This window comes from Flagellimonas nanhaiensis (assembly GCF_003382275.1).
GTDB classification, from domain to species: domain Bacteria; phylum Bacteroidota; class Bacteroidia; order Flavobacteriales; family Flavobacteriaceae; genus Flagellimonas; species Flagellimonas nanhaiensis.
Genome location: NZ_QTJX01000002.1, coordinates 1,125,624 through 1,144,161 on the forward strand (window position 1 = coordinate 1,125,624; position 18,538 = coordinate 1,144,161).

14 protein-coding genes are annotated in these 18,538 nt (G+C 39.8%); 2 read left to right on the plus strand and 12 right to left on the minus strand.

Translation table 11 applies throughout. The features are described 5' to 3' along the window. Positions 1 to 24 precede the first annotated feature (24 nt). Positions 25 to 858, plus strand: a complete 834-nt coding sequence (locus DX873_RS12660) for a head GIN domain-containing protein (protein WP_116184784.1) — start codon at positions 25 to 27, stop codon at positions 856 to 858. A 90-nt stretch (positions 859 to 948) separates the two neighbouring features. Next, positions 949 to 1,527: a precorrin-2 dehydrogenase/sirohydrochlorin ferrochelatase family protein gene (locus DX873_RS12665; protein ID WP_116184785.1), complete on the plus strand. Its 579-nt coding sequence runs from the start codon at positions 949 to 951 to the stop codon at positions 1,525 to 1,527. Between the two features lie 49 nt (positions 1,528 to 1,576). On the opposite strand, the gene DX873_RS12670 is transcribed toward DX873_RS12665, so the two are convergent. The 12 genes from DX873_RS12670 to DX873_RS12735 form a co-directional block, all read right to left on the minus strand. Beyond that, a complete protein-coding gene (locus DX873_RS12670; RefSeq protein WP_116184786.1) occupies positions 1,577 to 2,329 on the minus strand; it encodes a LytR/AlgR family response regulator transcription factor in 753 nt (250 codons plus the stop codon). Positions 2,330 to 3,725: 1,396 nt separating this feature from the next. Then, positions 3,726 to 4,388 carry a hypothetical protein gene (locus DX873_RS12680; RefSeq protein WP_116184788.1) on the minus strand — a complete coding sequence of 221 codons (663 nt, stop codon included), beginning with the start codon at positions 4,386 to 4,388 and terminating at the stop codon, positions 3,726 to 3,728. Between the two features lie 283 nt (positions 4,389 to 4,671). Beyond that, a complete protein-coding gene (locus DX873_RS12685; RefSeq protein WP_116184789.1) occupies positions 4,672 to 5,052 on the minus strand; it encodes a hypothetical protein in 381 nt (126 codons plus the stop codon). A gap of 230 nt (positions 5,053 to 5,282) precedes the next feature. Beyond that, the gene (locus DX873_RS12690) at positions 5,283 to 6,290 is read right to left on the minus strand and encodes a hypothetical protein (protein WP_116184790.1); all 1,008 of its coding nucleotides are present in this window, start codon (positions 6,288 to 6,290) and stop codon (positions 5,283 to 5,285) included. Between the two features lie 17 nt (positions 6,291 to 6,307). After that, positions 6,308 to 7,252, minus strand: coding sequence for a PorP/SprF family type IX secretion system membrane protein (locus DX873_RS12695; protein WP_116184908.1), 945 nt, complete (start codon positions 7,250 to 7,252; stop codon positions 6,308 to 6,310). A gap of 4 nt (positions 7,253 to 7,256) precedes the next feature. Beyond that, the gene (locus DX873_RS12700; RefSeq protein WP_181899497.1) at positions 7,257 to 11,045 is read right to left on the minus strand and encodes a T9SS type B sorting domain-containing protein; all 3,789 of its coding nucleotides are present in this window, start codon (positions 11,043 to 11,045) and stop codon (positions 7,257 to 7,259) included. 1,402 nt (positions 11,046 to 12,447) lie between these two features. Further along, on the minus strand, positions 12,448 to 13,551 hold the full coding sequence (locus DX873_RS12705) for a bile acid:sodium symporter family protein (protein WP_116184792.1): 1,104 nt from the start codon (positions 13,549 to 13,551) through the stop codon (positions 12,448 to 12,450). A 277-nt stretch (positions 13,552 to 13,828) separates the two neighbouring features. Continuing rightward, complete coding sequence (locus DX873_RS12715; RefSeq protein WP_181899498.1) at positions 13,829 to 15,106, minus strand: Nramp family divalent metal transporter; 1,278 nt, start codon at positions 15,104 to 15,106, stop codon at positions 13,829 to 13,831. A gap of 5 nt (positions 15,107 to 15,111) precedes the next feature. After that, positions 15,112 to 15,780 carry a bifunctional 4-hydroxy-2-oxoglutarate aldolase/2-dehydro-3-deoxy-phosphogluconate aldolase gene (locus tag DX873_RS12720; protein WP_116184794.1) on the minus strand — a complete coding sequence of 223 codons (669 nt, stop codon included), beginning with the start codon at positions 15,778 to 15,780 and terminating at the stop codon, positions 15,112 to 15,114. Positions 15,781 to 15,858: 78 nt separating this feature from the next. Further along, on the minus strand, positions 15,859 to 16,899 hold the full coding sequence (locus DX873_RS12725) for a sugar kinase (RefSeq protein ID WP_116184795.1): 1,041 nt from the start codon (positions 16,897 to 16,899) through the stop codon (positions 15,859 to 15,861). A gap of 46 nt (positions 16,900 to 16,945) precedes the next feature. Further along, on the minus strand, positions 16,946 to 17,698 hold the full coding sequence (locus tag DX873_RS12730; RefSeq protein WP_116184910.1) for an SDR family NAD(P)-dependent oxidoreductase: 753 nt from the start codon (positions 17,696 to 17,698) through the stop codon (positions 16,946 to 16,948). Positions 17,699 to 17,753: 55 nt separating this feature from the next. Next, entirely contained in the window at positions 17,754 to 18,518 is a 765-nt protein-coding gene (locus tag DX873_RS12735; protein WP_116184796.1) for an SDR family NAD(P)-dependent oxidoreductase, read from the minus strand. Positions 18,519 to 18,538: the final 20 nt, after the last annotated feature.

The window sequence follows — 18,538 nt, forward strand, 5'->3', positions numbered from 1 at the left end:
GTATTACATCAAAAAACGAATATCATGAAAATTTTAAAAACTATTTTTATCGCTTCGGCGATGAGTATGCTAGTGTCCTCATGTTACCACGACACCGTATGGGTATCCGATGAAATCTCTACCCGATACTACGATTTTGACAACATTACATCTTTACAGGTGGCCACGGATTTTAAGGCTTATGTTACCTTTTCCGATACAGAAGAAAGTGTATCCATACGAGCCAATGACAATCTATTTTCAAAAATGGATGTGTACATGGAAGGCAGAAAGCTGGTGGTGAAAATCGAGAACAATGTCAATATAAAGGGAAGAGAGACCTTGAACCTTTATGTTACCACCAGGAATATCAATAGATTCAAAGCTTCTTCCGATGCTTCCATCTTTCTGGAAACGCCACTCAGCACCAACGACGTTGTTGTTGAGTTGAGCTCTGATGCCTATTTTGAAGGAGATATTACAACCGATAATTTTGAGTTTAGGGCTACTTCGGACAGTGAAGCATTGTTTTATGTTGATACCAGGGATGCTTACATGGACCTTTCTTCAGATGCTTATCTGAGAGGGGAGTCAATCATAGATGATGCAACAATTAGGCTTTCTTCGGGCGCCATTGTTGACCTTAGTGGCTCTGTCAACGATTTGGAAGCTACCATGTCCTCGGATAGTGAACTAAAGGATTATGGGCTCCAGGTAGAAGACCTTGAAATTGAACTAACATCCGGTAGTGATGCCTACCTTACGGCAAACCAAACCATTGATGTTACGGCCAACTCTGGCGGTACACTGTATTATAGAGGTAATGCCGAAATAGTACTTCAAAGGCTGTCCAGTGGCGGAAGGGTGATCAAGGATTAGTCGAGGGGTATAACTTGTTGATTGCCAGTATCACGATTTTGACGATGTCTTGAGGGAAAACCCATAACTTTGGGTCTGAAAAGGTGGATTATGGAACGTAATGAGTTATACCCTATTTTTTTAAAGGTTTCAAACCTGAGTGTACTTATCGTAGGCGGGGGGAATGTAGGTCTGGAAAAACTGGGTTTTTTGTTGAAATCGAGTCCCAATGCCAAGGTACAACTATTGGCCAAGGATTTTTTGCCCGAAACTTTGAAGTTGGCCCAGGACCATGGAGTGGAAATTACGGAGAGCCCCTATCATAAAGATTTTTTGAAAGGAAAGCATATGGTGATTGCCTGCACGGATGATGAGCAAGTGAACAAAGAGATTTATCTGGATTGCAGGGAGCAGAACACTTTGGTGAATGTTGCGGATAACCCACCATTATGTGATTTTTATATGGGAGGTATTGTTACCAAGGGCAACGTAAAAGTGGCCATTTCTACCAATGGAAAATCTCCGACCACTGCTAAAAGGCTTCGACAATTCTTCGAAGAAGTAATACCTGAGAACATAGACGACTTGGTAAAGAATTTGAACGAATACCGAAAGACCCTAAAAGGAGATTTTCAGGAAAAAGTTGAAGCCCTCAATGAGTTTACAAAGAGCTTGGTAGAAAAAAAATAACAAATTCAACTTTGAGTAAATTGGTGCCTCTCTTGCTCAGATGAATGGGTTAAAGTCGTCTCATGGCATCTATTAGGTCCTCTTTTTTCCTTGGTGAAATACTAACGTGCATATCATTGCTCATTATAATGTAACCACCATCGGATTTAATGTATTTTTTTACTTCATTGAGATTGATCAAATAACTGTTATGTACCCTCATAAACTGTTGGTCAGATAGTAAATTTTCATACTCCTTTAGGTGTTTGCTTACTAAGAGGGTGCTTTTATCCTTTAGGATAAAAGAGGTATAGGAACCATCTGCTTTACAAAGAATGATATCTTCTATTGCTATAAACTCCATGCCGGCTGTGGTGGCCAGACATATTTTTTCCTGCTTGTTGCCACCTCTGGATAAACTGTGCATCAAAGTGTCAATTTGCTGCCGATAAACATTGGTGTCCATACGATTTCTGGCTTTCTCAACTGCTTCTTGTAATTCAATTAGATCGATGGGTTTCAACAGATAATCCAAAGAACTGAACTTAATGGCTTTTATGGCATATTTTTCAAAAGCTGTGGTAAAAATAACCTCAAAGCTGGGTTCTTTTACTTGTTCCAGAACATCGAACCCCATGCCGGGCTGAAGCTCAATATCCAGAAAAACAACATCTGGGCTATAAACCGACAATACTTTCACAGCCTCTTTAACGGAACTGGCGGTTGCTATTACTTTTACATCCTTGCAAAATTCCTCAAGCATGGATTTCAATGTTTCTCTACTATGTTTCTCGTCCTCAATTATTATTACTTTCAAAGTCATGCTGTTTCGTTTAATGTTTCATGAATGCGGATTATTGCTTTGGTACGTCTTATTTTAAGTCTGAATCAGATTGGCCCATAATATTGATGTTGTTTTGCGGATTATGATTTGATAGGTGTTCCCAGTCTTATCTCTGCTATTTCGGTTCCTGTCTAGACTTTTCTTGCTTTTTCTTTTCATATAGCTTTTAGGTTAATGAAACTTCTCGAGCAAATTTACTAAACAGATTAGCCGTTTTTTTCGTGTTACCAGCCAATAATTTGAAAATAAATGGATAATACTATTTGCTGTTGGAGCAGGACAATTTGATGAAGTTTTTACCATTTCACGTTAGGGAGGCACGAGCCATTTTGGGTTTACCATAGGTTTGATAGGATAGTGTTTTAGATGGAACTTGGACAGGACAGTCTTCCATACTCATAATCCGCCAATTTAATGACAGCTCAAAAATGAACGGTTGATAGGTTGCTAAGAATCTTAATTTAGGAAATATTTTTATTTACTGATGAAAAGTTACCAAACTTCATTGAAACCAAATATTTTCATGGGGTTTTTCATCTAAGTGAAAAATGAATTTTCCCACTCTTAAGATAAAAGTGCTTAACTACTTCAAGAGTTTTTCAACACTAAATGATTTCATTAAACCTGTGGGGGTGTTTTTTTGAGGTTTTATCTCAATATTGCAACCAATATGTGTAATATTTAAACTGAGATTCCATTGGATATTTACCAAAGGCAAACATTAAATCAAGAAATATATGTACCAATAGATTGGGAAAGGATATTCCATGAGATCCATATGATTTGTAATAGGATTTCAGGAGTTTTACAATATTGTTGAATATAACCCACCACATTGTTAATTGCAAAGCCAGTGCACAGCATAACCCCATACTTGCTTTTGACTTAGTCAAATAAGATACTTGTGGCGGGTTTTTATAATATTCATGTACTCTTTTTGTTTTTGCCCATAAGTCTTGGGGCTGCAATATCCCCATCGCCAGAACTGAAGATTATGGATGATTAAATCCAATATGCAACCCAAGACTATTCTTATTCATTAACCAAGTCTAAAATAAAGGAGTAGATTCAAATCTATTCTTGCAATTTGATGAACACATGGTCTGGATTGATAGAAAGCAGTTGTCAATTAATAGAAAATGGGATCAATGTTATTATAGCTCAACTTGTAGTTTTTACCTTTTGATAGGAGAATCAAATAGCTAATTGGTATAATATTTTGATAAACAACAATTGTAGCTAAGGATAGAAAGCTGTGAAAAAGGAAATCAATTCAAAGCCATCTCATCTTGGAAGAGGATATTGGGGACAATAAATTAATAAAGCTCTTAAATCAAGATCAATTGAAAAAGTACGATTATGAAAACGTCGGCTATCAAGGAATTGAGGGTAGGCTATGTTTCTTATGGAAGAAAAGAGCTTCCTTAGAATTCATTTTCTGTGGAGAAACACTGTTGAAATGTCCTTTGAAATCTATATGTGAGACATTACTGAAATATCCAAGTACGTCTTCATAATCGTTAATGTTAATATTGGCATTTTGCAGGGCTCTGTATATTCTGGATTTTCGTGTATTACAATTACCGTCAATATCAGATGTATTGTTTTTGGTGTTAATGATAAGTACTTTCAATTTGCTTAGGTGCCAGGCAGGAACATAAAAATTGGATACCCCGTCTTTAAGGGATTTAAAAGTAACATATACTTTGCCAATATTTTTGTACACATTGGCTGTATATCCAAGTGAGGCATTGTTCAAGGGTAGATGTAAATAAGTATTGTCCGATTCCAAATAAAAAAGGATTGGATTTGTCAATAAGACTTCCTCCGTGATTTCAGGAACATCCACACATAGCGACCAACTTGGAAGTTGATTTCGAATATCAAAGGATATTAGTTCAACATTGCTTACGTTTAATTTAGTTTTAAGCTTTTTAGTAGTTTCCAATATGGAAGCCGACTGATTAAACAGCAGAATTGGGTAGCCAATGATTATTGAGGCACATAATAGGGCCCAAATTATGGTCAATATTTGCATAAGTATATTTGTTAAGTTTTGGGAAACTTCTTTTGATTCTTCTACTAAGAAAAAGGTAAATTCTGGATTGATGTCCTATCAATAGATGAATGCCTGATTTTGGTTGACGGATACGAACCCATCGATGAAATACGTATTTCATCGGCAAAATACTTTAAGGAAATTCACCGTAATTTGAGTTAAACACACTAAAATCCTGAATGCTAAATTGATTGGATAATCATATCAATTTAAACCTGCAATTATACTATTTGCAAGTGATTTATGGAATATAGTGCCCCAATTAGATATCTTTCACCTCGTGCAAATGTTCCAATTGACCAACTACTTTCATAACATCGTAATTGGCAATTTTTCTGGTGCTGTAATTCCTCTTGACATGGTTTACATAGGTATGTATTTCCAGAGTATAGTAGTTTTCCAATTCAAATATTGGGTTTTTTTCTAATTCAATATTTTCAGTATTGGCATTGTTTCCATACGATCTGGCATGATAAACAATTTTAAAACTGTTGTTTTTGCCATCAATCCATTCAATGGTAACTTCAATAAAATCATTCATTCTTTCTCTGAGTTTGTAGGTTGCCCGTCTCGGGATATTTCCAATTTCATACTCCAGTTTTACTAGGTTTAAAATCCATTTTTCAAGAAAATTCTCTTTCATTTTAATAGGTTTTCGGGTGTTTTGATTTGGGCCTACTAATAGGCATTCTTATTTGTCCATGAGGCTGTACAAACGAGGATGATAAATTGGGTTCCCATTTCTTGGTTTTAACACATATTATTGTGTCAAATCCAAGGTGGCTCTGGGAAGAAGCTGTGGAGATTGATAGAGGCTAATTTATTTTTACTGTCTGCATTTGAGGCCGTATGAGCATGACAGTAGTTTCTTTTTTAATTCATATGAAGAAGGTCTTTTAACCAATTGATTGAATTTTCCCTGGCAAGTTGACTTTGTTCAACTCCTTCAAAGTCAAAACCATGACCGACACCTTGATACAAATTTAATTCTACATCATCCCCTTTCTCTTCAAGCAAGTCTATCAAACAAAGTGTGTTTTCTGTAAGATAACCTTCTTCAGGAATTTGAAATAGCATTGGGGCATATGTTCTATAAATATTTTTATCATATGAATCGTCGCTGCACGCGTTGGTTCCCCAGTATCCATAGCCCATTGAGCCTCCATAATAAAAGATTCCTCCGGCAAACCCACTCTCGGGTCTAGGGTCTGGGGGCAATACACCTGAAGAGGTATCATAGGATTTGCCTTCAAAACTTTGATTCCATTGCCAATCGTTTGGGGTCGTCTTTGTATCATATAAGGTAGCAGCTACTGCACTTGCACCATCCGAAAAACCAAGTAAAGCAATGTCTTTGGCTCGTATTATTGAACTACCATCTTCAAACTTTAAATTTTTTAATAATTCCAGGGCAATTGTTGCGTCTTTTGGGCGGATGAATTGGGAACTTATCTTGAAATTGTCTGGAGCGGTTTTCCATTTTCCGGTCCTCGTGGTCACTCCCCGTCCTGAATAACTGTCAACATAAGCTCCCGCAATACAGTTTTCATCAAATAATTCACGCCATTCCTTATTTTGTCCCGACATGGTTCCAGTTTTGGAATCATGGTCTTTCCACATGCCATCTGAACCGTGCAGAACAACAACTGCGGGGTAATCCTTGTTATCACAATCTTTGGGAAAGGATAGGTAAATGGGCACCTTGTACTTGCCAACGATTGCGTGGATTATTGTGTCACTTGCTGTTTTTTTTATCATAACTTCACCGCCTTCATACCCGGAAATGAAATTATCATCATCCTTGCTGCAGGAGAATAGGGTAATTGAAATTCCTAAAAGAATAAGTAGGTTGATTTTTCTGGTTTTTGGGCAACATTTCATTGTTTTCAATATTTAAATTAATAGGTGCAGGTACAGTTGGAGATTCCTTGAAACAGGTCCAATCCCAACGTTACTACATGTGTTCCGTTTGAATATCCTAGAAGCTCGTTCATTATGATTTGATAGGAATATCCAAAGTAAAAATTATCTTTTTTGAGCCCAATTATGGGTGCCATATAGAGTGGATTTCCGAGCTGGTCATTTAAAAAACGATATGTGAAACCAGCATAGTAGTAATCCAGAAAATCGTACCATCTAAATTTTGTGTTGATATCTGTTACTGACCGACTGTCATTTTCAAAATATTGAACAAAAACAGATGGCTCAATTTCAAAATCATCCCGCTTACTTTTTCTGAATTTGTATCCAGAATATAAATAGTAGTTCCTTAAGACGTTGGGCTCAAAAATGGGATTGAACTTTTTGAAATCTTTGTTTAAGATGTTGGCAACATTTAAACTAAGATAAAAACCAGCTCTTCGGTATAGGGCGCCCAAATCAAAATTCGGGTTACTGGATGCACGATCATTCACCACAGCCAAATCATTGTTGTCCTCAAAGTTTTCTATGTCGATTCTAAACTGATTCAGATTAAAAGACAGAGCGAAAGAAAAAAAGTGATTTTCATATTTATCGATAGTTAAGTGATGCGCAAAGGAAATTTTACTGCCCCGCTGTTTTGTTTCACCATTGGAATCATTGTACAATACCATTCCAATGCCAGATCGATTTCCCAATCGAACATCAGCGGATAGTGATTGAGTGTCTGGGGCATCTTTTATACCGGTCCATTGTGTAACCCCATTCATTCTAACTTTTACATAATTCCCAATCCCGGAAAAGGAGGGTGACATTAAGAAAGGATTGTCAGAAAGATATTGTGATAATTGGGGAACGGTCAATTCCTGTGACCTTACTGTCAATATGTTCATTATGATCAAGAAACCTATTACCTTTTTCATTGTTTTATCTATATAGGGTGAAGTGTCCAACAAACTCTCGACCAGAACCATCATATAACCTCACTATGTACCAATAATCCCCTGAAGGCAAGGCCTTGGATTCATAATATCCGTCCCAGCCTTTGTCCAATGGCCCCATTAATTTTATTTTTCTTCCATATCGATCGAAAATGTATGTTTCGATGTTGGGAAAAAGCTCCATGTTTTTAGGTTTCCAGAAATCATTTTGACCATCCCTGTTTGGAGTAAAGAAATTGGGTATCGAAATGTCCACTAGATTCATTGCAATGGTTGTAGAAATCTCACATCCTTTACTGTCGATTACAGTAACACCAAATGTCCCGCTTCTTGTGATGGTATAAGTGTTTGAAGAACTTCCGTTGTTATTTTCAAAATAGAAAGTATATGGGGGGAAACCGCCACTAACATTGGCCGTTATTTGGTTTACGTAGTCGTTGGTTAAACTCAAATTCAAAGTGGCAATTTCCTCTATGGAAAATGGAATCTCTACAATGCACCCATTATTGTGCATTATGGACAAACTATGATTACCAGCGCTGATATTCTCAAAATCAGGACTCAATACAAAGTCATTTGGATTTGTTGAATCTAGAGCATAAAGAACATCATTGACTATACTTGGATCGAACAAATTGACAGAAATACTATTTGAAGGAAGACTGGACACGCAGAAATACATAGGTTCTACAGACGCTTCAAGATTCAGGCCTCCAGGTAAGATTTCAAATTCAGTTACAGAGATACATCCACTGTTGTCTATAATGGTCAACTCATAGTTTCCAGATGATAAATTGTCTATAACAAAAGAATTGTTGGGGAATACCATAGGTGCTATCGAATTCAACTGTACGGTTAAAGGCAATCCAGTTGTATTTGCGTCTATTGTTACAGAACCGTCTCCACTTTCCCAACAAGTCTCATCTTGTATGTTTGTTGATATATCAAATCCTGTTATGGTGACCTCGAAGGAGTTCTCGGTGTCTGGGCAGCTTCCGGTCCCCGGGCTGAAGACGTACAGGGTGGCGGTGGCGGCGATGTTGTCGCCTGCCGAGAGGGCGTTGCCCCCTCCGTTGGGCGCATCGAAATAGGCGCCGTTGGCCAGTGGGGGGAGGATGTAGGAGTCACAGCTCTCGACATCGGCCGGTGCGTCGGCCATTGGGGTGCTGTTTATGGTGACCTCGAAGGAGTTCTCGGTGTCTGGGCAGCTTCCGGTCCCCGGGCTGAAGACGTACAGGGTGGCGGTGGCGGCGATGTTGTCGCCTGCCGAGAGGGCGTTGCCCCCTCCGTTGGGCGCATCGAAATAGGCGCCGTTGGCCAGTGGGGGGAGGATGTAGGAGTCACAGCTCTCGACATCGGCCGGTGCGTCGGCCATTGGGGTGCTGTTTATGGTGACCTCGAAGGAGTTCTCGGTGTCTGGGCAGCTTCCGGTCCCCGGGCTGAAGACGTACAGGGTGGCGGTGGCGGTGATGTTGTCGCCTGCCGAGAGGGCGTTGCCCCCTCCGTTGGGCGCATCGAAATAGGCGCCGTTGGCCAATGGGGGGAGGATGTAGGAGTCACAGCTCTCGACATCGGCCGGTGCGTCGGCCATTGGGGTTTGACTTATTATTACTGTAACTGTGGCAGAATCGTCGAGGCATGGGGATGGGGCGATTGGGGTAATAGTGTATGTGAAGTTATACATGCCTGCTGGGATTCCCATGAAATCAACGTTGGAAGGGTCCATCAAATCGACTCCCGTTCCATCACTATCTACCCAATTGCCTCCTGGGTCTGGTGTCCCGCTAAGACTTGTGAACAAATTAATAGGAGGATCATTGACACAGATATTGACAATATTGGCACCCCCTGCATCAGGAGAAGTATAAACATTTATTGTTTGGATAAGATCAGTGAAGTTGCCAGAGGTGTCAGATATTCTATAGGTTCGAGTAATAATTTCAGGATTGGTGCCGCCAAGTGAAAAATCTACTATATGTGTTACTGTATCTACAGCACAATTATCATCCAAATTATATACGTCAGCAGTATTGACAGGAGGAACTACATCACAAACATTGACATCATCAATGCTTCCACTAGGCGGCGTAAAATCACCATAACCAATAGTAAACACTTCTCCATTTTCAAAATCTACATTGTGGAACTCTGCAATTCTAGATAAAGCGTCCACAACGGTTGCTTCTATATAGGTAATGGGGCCAGTTGTAAAATCTCCGTCCCCATCGGTATCTATCATCAAATAGAGCGCACAGTCTGGAATTATAGTGATATTGGATCCTGAAAGCTCTATACTTACATTTACTCCTGAAATTGGTGTAACCCCTACAGAAAATGTTTTTTGGATCTTCCATTCCCTCGAAATTCTTTCCGTTACTGTTCCTAATGGAAGCTCAACATTTGTGGAGGATAAACTGGCATGGTCGTTTCCCCAGAGCAAGTAATTGTGTTCTCGGGGATTTGTAAATGGAGAGGCATCGATTGCCGTTCTAGTATCATCAAGATTGTCCGTGATAAAATCGGTATTCGTAGACATTGTGACAATAGCTTCGGTATTGACACTTTTTGAAATACGCTGGTATAGGTTATATCTCAATCTGTTTCCCCCAGGAACATCATAAAATCTGTCTTTTCCAATACCTGCAATATCATAATTGTAGGGATTGGCCAAATCAAAATCCCAAATAACTGTACCATCTGCAGCCAAATAATTATAGGATGTGTTTCCGTTTACGCTTCCAAGGCCTCCTGCTCCGTTAAGGGTGATGCCGTATTTGACTGCTAAATAACTTTCCATTCTTTGGATGTGGTTGGCATCTGTAATACCATCCATCAACATTACTTCTGCTATGTGTCCGTCCAGATTACTTGGGTCTGTAAACCCGAGTCCATCGGTGTCATTGAAGTGCTTTCCCATTCTATTGTAATAGAATAGACCCTCATCAGCTGTGGGGTGATTTCTTGCCAGATTGAATATGTCGGGCAGCCCATTCACTCGAGTATTTAATGTTTCTTGATTCAGGCCTGTTTGCCTGATAAAAGTTCCTATAGTTGGTCTTTCCAAAAGGTCAACCCCACCTGATTGAAAGAATGTGCCTGTATCCCAAGTCCTCCCGATGGAAAAACGATTACCATTAGATATTCCCAAAGAAAGATTTGTATGGTTGTTAAGATGATTGTCGATATCTCCACCAAATAGCAAGCTTTGCGTTTCTGCGGTACTTCCAGCTCCAGTGGCTGCAAAGACAATGAAAACTATAGACTCATTCCTGGCGTGGGAACGAAAGTATAGGGCGTCACCAGGCCCTGAGGGATCGAATTCTATTGCCGGGTTAAAGTTCATTATATTTCTGCGCAATGTTGGAAGACCTGGAATTGCCCCTATTGGGGATAGAAAACCTGAGCCACCCGGATGCTCAAAACCATGGTTTGGATAATTTTCCCATGGTTGGTCATAGTTCAATGGATTAGGATGCTCCATAGCATCTTGCCTAAAGGCTAATGAATAGTCAACCAATTCATACCAGACATTGACGGGAGTACCATCTGCTGGTGCATAAGGTGTAAATTCGGATAGTGCTCCAGGGAATGTAGAGGGAACGTTAATAGCTCTGTCCGCGGAATACCAATTGTCTACCTGTTGTGCGTGCAATTGAACCTTAAAACATAGAAAGTAAAATAGTACAGTCGCACATAGGCGCCAGTGCACGAAGCCAGAACAAAAGACTTTCCTTTTGGAAAGATAGCGTATGATCAAGAGTAGAGATATAAGCATAAGCAAGTAGGTTTTTCCAAGTATTTCCTTTAGGAAATAAACAGGGAACATTATTTGGTAACATAAATTAAAGTGCTTTGACTTTAAGAAAGTGACTCCGATTAACCTATAGGGGGTTAGAATTGATAAATGGCTGAAATGAGTTTATGGAGCAATTCTATGATGGTGATGTTATGGCACTTATCTTTTTCTTTGATTTTATTGTGCTATTGTTAGCGGAAATTAAATGACAAAAGGCCATCAATAATATCTTGATGGCCTTTCCTGTGTCGAAAAGAATGGTCCTTGCATAGTCGTTTAGCTGTTTCCGAACTTCTATGATAACTTCGGGGCATCCTTTGTTTTCAAATGGTCTTGCTACTTCACATCTGTCGCTCCTGTCTATAATACCATTTCCATTAGTATCTGGACAACTATTGTGTTCTTTAGCGCCAGGTTGAAGAGGATAATCGTCGTCTTTGTATAGTAAAACACGAGCAAGGGCAACACCAAGTTCTTTGAATACATTAAAAACCTACTTTACCCCTTGTGAAAAATGCAAAAGAATTTTTGTTGTTGATACTGAACATCACTCCAAGCCATGAAATTGTCCGAAGTTGGAAAAGTTGCAAAATTGCATAGTCCTGATTGATAACGCGAAATACCTGGTGAACATTAAGGCTTATATAGTCATCTACCTAAAAACCGATATATGATTGTCCAAAGCAAAAAGACATCTATCAAAAGTTTTTTTGTATTCATGATTTACTATTTAGTCTTTCCTGTAGCAATGTTTTTACATGGAGTATATTCTTCCATGCATACAGCAAAGAGATAGTAAATAAGTATAAGTGTAGTGCATGAACAAAGAAACGACATGTTTCAATTGATGTACCGATATTTTGGATTTACCATTAGGTGAAGAACAAGGGGATCCAAATAGAAGAAAACTGACCCATGAAGTCTGGATGTCAACCATCTTTGGAATTTTCTTTTGAGAAGAATGTTTGATGGGGAGAGTTTCTGAAAGAAAAGTATAGGGAAGGGGAAAATAAGTACGGCCTTAATACTAAAAATCCATTACAACCAAGGAATCCTGTTGATTCCTTGGCGTAACGGAAACCTCAACTAAACTAAACACTTTATGACCATCAGCCTAAAAGTGCATTGCTATATGTCCGCGTTAATTTGATCTTGCTTTGTCAATATGTAACGCGCATTTACACTACAAACATATTATATGTTTAAAGCATAATAGGTGGTGAGCTAACGAATACCCTATTTGGATTAACGGATGGGCTATTTCGCTTAGCGGTTCGGTTATTGAAATCGATATTTTTTAACCTCCAATCTAAAAAGGAATACGGATAACAAGCTTTTTGAAGTTAGAAGTATCTGGACGCAGTAGGAGGATTTTATGCAACTAGTCAAGTTTTGTAGTGTTCTCTTTTTGGGCAATGGGTGTTGAATCTCTCCACCATGTTGCTAATGATGACCCTGAAATGTTCATCCAAGGGCCAAACACTGCCGGGGCCAACCCCATGGTAGCAATTCTGTTCATCTCCAAAGCAATACCAGAAGCCAATCCCGCATTTTGCATACCTACCTCAAAAGCAACGGTACGGGCAGACTTTTCATCCAATCCTGATAGGCGACTTCCCCAATACCCCAGAAAATAACCCGTAGCATTGTGTATAATCACTACTAAGATCAATGTGAGCCCAATGGTGAGCAATGAATCTCTTCCTGCAGCGGTAATTACGGTTATTATTATGGCAATACCCGCCATGGAAACTATGGGCATGGCCTTATCAAGCCATTTAAACCGACCGTGCGCCAATTTATTGAAAATTAAACCGGCTATAATGGGAAGAATTACCAATTTCATGATGCTCCAAAGCATTCCTAAAAAGTCTATGGGTACCAACTGATCTGCCAATAACTTCATTAAGAAAGGGGTCATCAAAGGGGCCAACAAGGTGGCCACAGCTGTTAAGGTCAATGATAAGGGCAGGTTGGCACCGGATATGTAGGCCATTACATTGGAAGCCAATCCACTTGGAGAGCAACCGACCAAAATTACGCCCGCGGCAACCTCCGGAGGTAGGTTAAAAGCATAAGTAAGGCCGAGACCAACAAATGGCATTATCGTGAATTGACAAATGATCCCTACCAAAACACCTTTGGGCATTTTGATTACGCCCACAAAGTCTTTTAAGCTCATAGCGGTCCCCATACCAAACATTATTAGCATGAGTAAGGGCACTATCAATCTCTTTAAATTAAAATCTCCTATTTCAGTGAACAAGTCAGGATAATACAGAGAAGCCGATACTGCGGCAAATATTAAGATAGTATAGGAAAAACCTTTTAACGCAGAAATACCCTGAAAGGCTATGGCCAAACTTAAAAAGAAACCAATTACCGCAACACCGGTTTGATGGGACATACCCAATACCAGCATAACTATGAGAATAATAGCCAAAATAGAACTTACTCCCAACAATAGTTTACTATATGCTTTCATGATTTGGTTTTATGCGAAGTTGTTAATCCGCTTCAATATACGCTACTTGTATTATTTGTTTAGAAATTCCCTAAGAATAATATTGGTTTTTCCAATCGTGTTCGTTTGTTCAGAGGGCTTGTATCTGTTTTTCTGGGAGGTAACGGAGAGGTATCTGTAAAGGAAAGGGTGTCTTTTTCAAACTGCGATTCAAGCTTTAATGTTGTACTTAACTGGCTGGACCGAACTTCGGTTGAACAGAAGGTGGAATTGAAGTATTCCACGCCAAGATTGGCCCCTAAAAGTACACCAGCAATGCCATAATTCCATTATATGAAATAAGGCATGAAAAAAATAGGGCCGCTACAAGTCCAATATTCAACCAAAGTCCGGTTTTATGTCCGCGCATTAACTTTTTGTTGTTCACCAACAAAATTATTCCCAAAATTACCAAAGGAAGTACAAATACATTGAATACTTGTGACATTATTTGCATTTCAATTGGATTGGCGCCAAAAATGGGTACAATCAATGAAAATAAACAAGCAAATGCGGTTATTATCTTAAACTGACGCGAGTGGGTATCCAACGTACCGGACTGATAATCCGATAGCAAGATTGGAGCTATCAACAAACATGGAAAAATGGAAGATAAGCCTGCACTTAACGTTCCAAAAAAGAACAGGGTCAAGGCAAATTTACCGGCTACGGGCTCAAGTGTATTCGCCATATCCAAAACCTTGGTTACAGGCTCTCCTTCTAAAAACAGGGCTCCGCACGCAACGGCCATAACTGAAGCACTGATAACAAAAACCAAACAGGCCGCTATGATAGCATCTTTTTTCTGCTGCCCAAGATTGGAAATGTTCCAGCCTTTTCCTTTTACAAATAAAGGTCTGGATAAAAAGGTAGCTGCCGCCATGGTAGTTCCCACAAAGGCCGCAACCATCATCTTACCGCCCTTTACTTTTGGTATGGATGGAATGAGTCCTCTGATCACTTCTTCGGGCTGTGGATAGACCATGAACAGTGATACTAAAAAAGACAGTCCCATTATTGTCACAAATATGACCAGGATCTTCTCAAAGAAAGTATACCTTCCCACCAACAATAGGGCATACATGGTCAATATGATGATTATCGCAATCCCCAGGACCGCTTCGTACTCAACGCCTTCCAATTGTGGGAAATAAATCAGGATTATCTCAAAAATGATATTGGCAGAGATACCCAAAATACCCATTAGGGAATTCCATTGACCGAAGGTGACTCCCAAAATGATCAAAATGGCGATCATTTTACCCCATTTCAAATGTTTTTTGAAAGCAAAAAGTGCGGTTTCCCCGGTTATCAATGCATAGTTTCCATAGGTAAACATCAAGATTCCCGAAAAAATACAGCTCAACATCAACACCCAAAGCAATTGCATGCCATAAGTGCTTCCAGCTACGATCATTGAGGTAACGCTGCCCGTACCAATAGTATAGCCAATGGCAAAAATACCCGGCCCGAATGCTAAGACTAGGCCTATGATTTTTTTAATTAATGAGCTGTTGTTTGAAACCTGCTTGTCCACCGATTTCAGTTTCTGACCTTGGCTATGGTTTCCAATGTAGTTTTTACCAGGTTCTTGAGCCCATCAAAATCTTTATTGGCCAAAATCTCTTTGCTAATCAATTTTGATCCCATTCCAACACAAACGACCCCAGCTTCAAACCACGATCTTAAATTGTCCTCTTCTGTGCTCACTCCACCTGTGGGCATTATGCTGGTCCATGGCTGTGGACCTCTTATCGCTTTTACAAAACCAGGGCCGTAGACAGCACCTGGGAATAATTTAATAATCTCGCAACCAAGTTCTTCGGCTTTATTGATTTCCGTTAAGGAACCACAGCCTGGAGACCACAGGACTTTTCTTCGATTGCATATCAAGGCAATATCATCCCTAAAAGATGGTGTGACAATGAAATTGGCTCCCATTTGCATAAAAAGTGATGCTGCGGCAGAATCAGTAATGGAACCTACTCCCATGATCATACCTGGAAGTTCTTTTACCGCATATTTGTTCAGTTCTGCAAACACCTCAAAGGCAAAATCCCCTCTAGCTGTAAATTCCATTAATCTGGCTCCGCCATCATAACAGGCTTTGAGCACCTTTTTGCCTAATTCTACGTCTGGATGATAGAAAAGGGGAACCATTCCTGTGCTTTTCATTGCATCGACTACCTGTAACCTTGAATATTTTGCCATTTCTTTTTGATTAAAAGTCCCATACAAAATTTACTGTTTTATATGGGACCTACTTAAAAATCTAGTCAACTAATACTTTTATCTTGCTACTCTACCTGAAGCATCGCCCCCCATAAGCTTTTCTACCTCTTGAACTGTGACCAAATTGGCATCTCCTTTTATTGTGTGTTTTAAACATGAAGCAGCCACTGCAAAGTTCAGGGCATTTTGGTCATCATCAGGATATTTTAGAAGTCCATAAATAAGGCCTCCCATAAAAGAATCCCCGCCACCAACTCTATCCACAATGTGGGTAATTTGATATTCAGGGGATTTGTACATGGTCTCCCCATCATAAAGTACTCCTGCCCAAGTATTATGGGATGCAGAAAGTGATCCTCTTAAGGTAGTGATCACTTTTTTGGCCCTAGGAAATTTTTTCATCATTTGTTTACAGACCGAAAGGAAAGCTTCAGCCTTGACATGTTCTCCCTGCGTGGTAATATCCAATCCTTCGGGTTTTATGCCAAAGTGTTTTTCGGCATCTTCTTCATTTCCGAGAATAACATCGCAATAAGAGGTTAATTTGGTCATAATAGCTTCCCTATCTCCACCATACTTCCAAAGTTTTGCCCTATAATTTAGGTCTGTGGAAATGGTGACACCCATTTTACTGGCAGCTTCAACGGCTTCAAGACAGGCATCTGCCGCACCTTGAGAAATGGCAGGTGTAATTCCAGTCCAATGAAACCACGATACTCCTTCAAAGACCTTCTCCCAATCAACCATTCCCTTTTCTATCTGGGCCATGGCAGAGTGTGCACGGTCATAAACCACCTTACTACCTCTACTAACTGCGCCGGTCTCCAAAAAATAGATTCCAAATCGATCACCACCAAAAACTATATTTCCGGTACCGACTCCTCTTTTTCGCATTTCCATCAACGCGCATTGACCAATATCATTATTGGGAAGACGGGTAACAAAATCAACGGGAACGCCATAATTGGCCAGAGATACCGCCACATTTGATTCTCCACCTCCATACACTACATCAAAGGAAGTTGTTTGCGAAAACCTTAAAAATCCGGGAGGTGCCAATCTCAGCATTATCTCACCAAAGGTCACTACTTTTTTCATCTATCTTGTTATAAGGATTTGAGTATAAATTTAGGGTTTATTGTTGTTAACTAAAGGCCAATCCGCCGTTAATATCAATATTATTTCCAGTAATAAAAGATGATTCATCCGAAGCTAGATAAGCAACTAAATCAGCAACTTCCTCAGCAGTTCCTTCTCTTCTTAAAGGGGTACTCGCGGCGACTTTTACACGAACTTCATCTTTGGTAAAATCATCATGGAACTTTGTAGCGATCATTCCTGGGCAAACAGAATTGATTCTAATTCCTTGTGGACCAAACTCTTTGGCCCAATTTCTTGTTAAAGTCATAACGGCACCTTTGGAAGCAGCATAAATGACTGATCCTGGACCACCACCATCGCGACCTGCTTGCGAAGCAAAATTTATAATTGATGCTCCTTTACCCATCATTTTTTTAAAAGCTTGGGTAACAAACACAGTTCCCTTGAAATTAACATCCATAACCAAATTATAGAACTTCTCATCCAATTCTTCAACTGTTTTTCTAGCAAACAGCCCACCTGCGCAATTAACCAAAATATCAACCGTGTTGCCAAAAGCCTGTTTGGTCTTGGCAACCATATTGTCAATGTCCTGTTGTTTTGTTACATCAGCCTGAACAGTAATGGCCTCACCACCAACGGCTTTAATCGCTGCAAGGGTTTCGTCACTGTCAGTCTGACTATCAAAATAATTGACCACAACCTTAGCTCCTTCTTTGGCCAGTTTTACGCAAACTGCGCGACCTATATCTCTACCACCTCCGGTTACTACCGCTACTTTACCTTGTAAATTCATTGTTCTATTATTTTTCATCCTAAAACGGATGAATTTTCATAAAAGATGTTTTGGTTTAAATTCCCAAACCTTGTCCACCGCCTACTTGGATAGTTTCAGCAGTCAGAAATAAAGCATCATCACCTACCAAGAATGAGATAACCGATGCGACCTCCTCAGGCTGTCCAAGTCTACCAAGTAAAATATTGTTTTTCCACGAAGCAAATACTTCTGGTTTGGTGGATTTAATCTGGTTATGAAAAGGCGTATCAATAGTACCAGGAGATACTGCATTGACCCGAATACCATACTCTGCAAGGTCTTTTGCCAGTGCCCTAGTTATGGCATGAACTGCAGCTTTTGACGTTCCATAAATACCGGCCCCGGGTCCTCCCGCATTCCAACCCGCAATTGAAGTATAATTGATGATTGAAGCGTTCTCGCCTTTTTTTAGAAAAGGTATGGCCGCTCTTGAGACAAAGAACGTAGAATCCAGATTTAAAGCCATAACCCCTCTATAAAATTCTGTGGTCATCTCTTCAAACCGGGACCTTCCCCCTAGACCTCCGGCATTATTGATCAGAGCGTCTATTTTACCATATTTTTTCCCAATCTCATTAATATTTGAGTTCACCGCTTCCTCGTCTGTCACATCAAAACCGTAGTACTCTGCCTGGATGCCCTCGGAAGCAAGTTCCTTAACTCTTTGGGCTCCAATCTCATCTTCTATCCCATTCAAGATTACAGTGTATCCGTCTTTGCCGAGTCTTTTTGCTACCTGAAATCCGATACCCCCAGTAGCTCCGGTTATTACTGCTATTTTATTTTTTGAATTGCTCATTATATATGTTTATCGTTTTA

What these genes read in the sequence shown, in the direction of transcription:
- DX873_RS12660 (WP_116184784.1), top strand. Translation starts at nt 25, where the DNA reads ATGAAAATTTTAAAAACTATTTTTATCGCTTCGGCGATGAGTATGCTA.
- DX873_RS12665 (WP_116184785.1), top strand. Translation starts at nt 949, where the DNA reads ATGGAACGTAATGAGTTATACCCTATTTTTTTAAAGGTTTCAAACCTG.
- DX873_RS12670 (WP_116184786.1), bottom strand. Translation starts at nt 2,329, where the DNA reads ATGACTTTGAAAGTAATAATAATTGAGGACGAGAAACATAGTAGAGAA.
- DX873_RS12680 (WP_116184788.1), bottom strand. Translation starts at nt 4,388, where the DNA reads ATGCAAATATTGACCATAATTTGGGCCCTATTATGTGCCTCAATAATC.
- DX873_RS12685 (WP_116184789.1), bottom strand. Translation starts at nt 5,052, where the DNA reads ATGAAAGAGAATTTTCTTGAAAAATGGATTTTAAACCTAGTAAAACTG.
- DX873_RS12690 (WP_116184790.1), bottom strand. Translation starts at nt 6,290, where the DNA reads ATGAAATGTTGCCCAAAAACCAGAAAAATCAACCTACTTATTCTTTTA.
- DX873_RS12695 (WP_116184908.1), bottom strand. Translation starts at nt 7,252, where the DNA reads ATGAAAAAGGTAATAGGTTTCTTGATCATAATGAACATATTGACAGTA.
- DX873_RS12700 (WP_181899497.1), bottom strand. Translation starts at nt 11,045, where the DNA reads ATGCTTATATCTCTACTCTTGATCATACGCTATCTTTCCAAAAGGAAA.
- DX873_RS12705 (WP_116184792.1), bottom strand. Translation starts at nt 13,551, where the DNA reads ATGAAAGCATATAGTAAACTATTGTTGGGAGTAAGTTCTATTTTGGCT.
- DX873_RS12720 (WP_116184794.1), bottom strand. Translation starts at nt 15,780, where the DNA reads ATGGCAAAATATTCAAGGTTACAGGTAGTCGATGCAATGAAAAGCACA.
- DX873_RS12725 (WP_116184795.1), bottom strand. Translation starts at nt 16,899, where the DNA reads ATGAAAAAAGTAGTGACCTTTGGTGAGATAATGCTGAGATTGGCACCT.
- DX873_RS12730 (WP_116184910.1), bottom strand. Translation starts at nt 17,698, where the DNA reads ATGAATTTACAAGGTAAAGTAGCGGTAGTAACCGGAGGTGGTAGAGAT.
- DX873_RS12735 (WP_116184796.1), bottom strand. Translation starts at nt 18,518, where the DNA reads ATGAGCAATTCAAAAAATAAAATAGCAGTAATAACCGGAGCTACTGGG.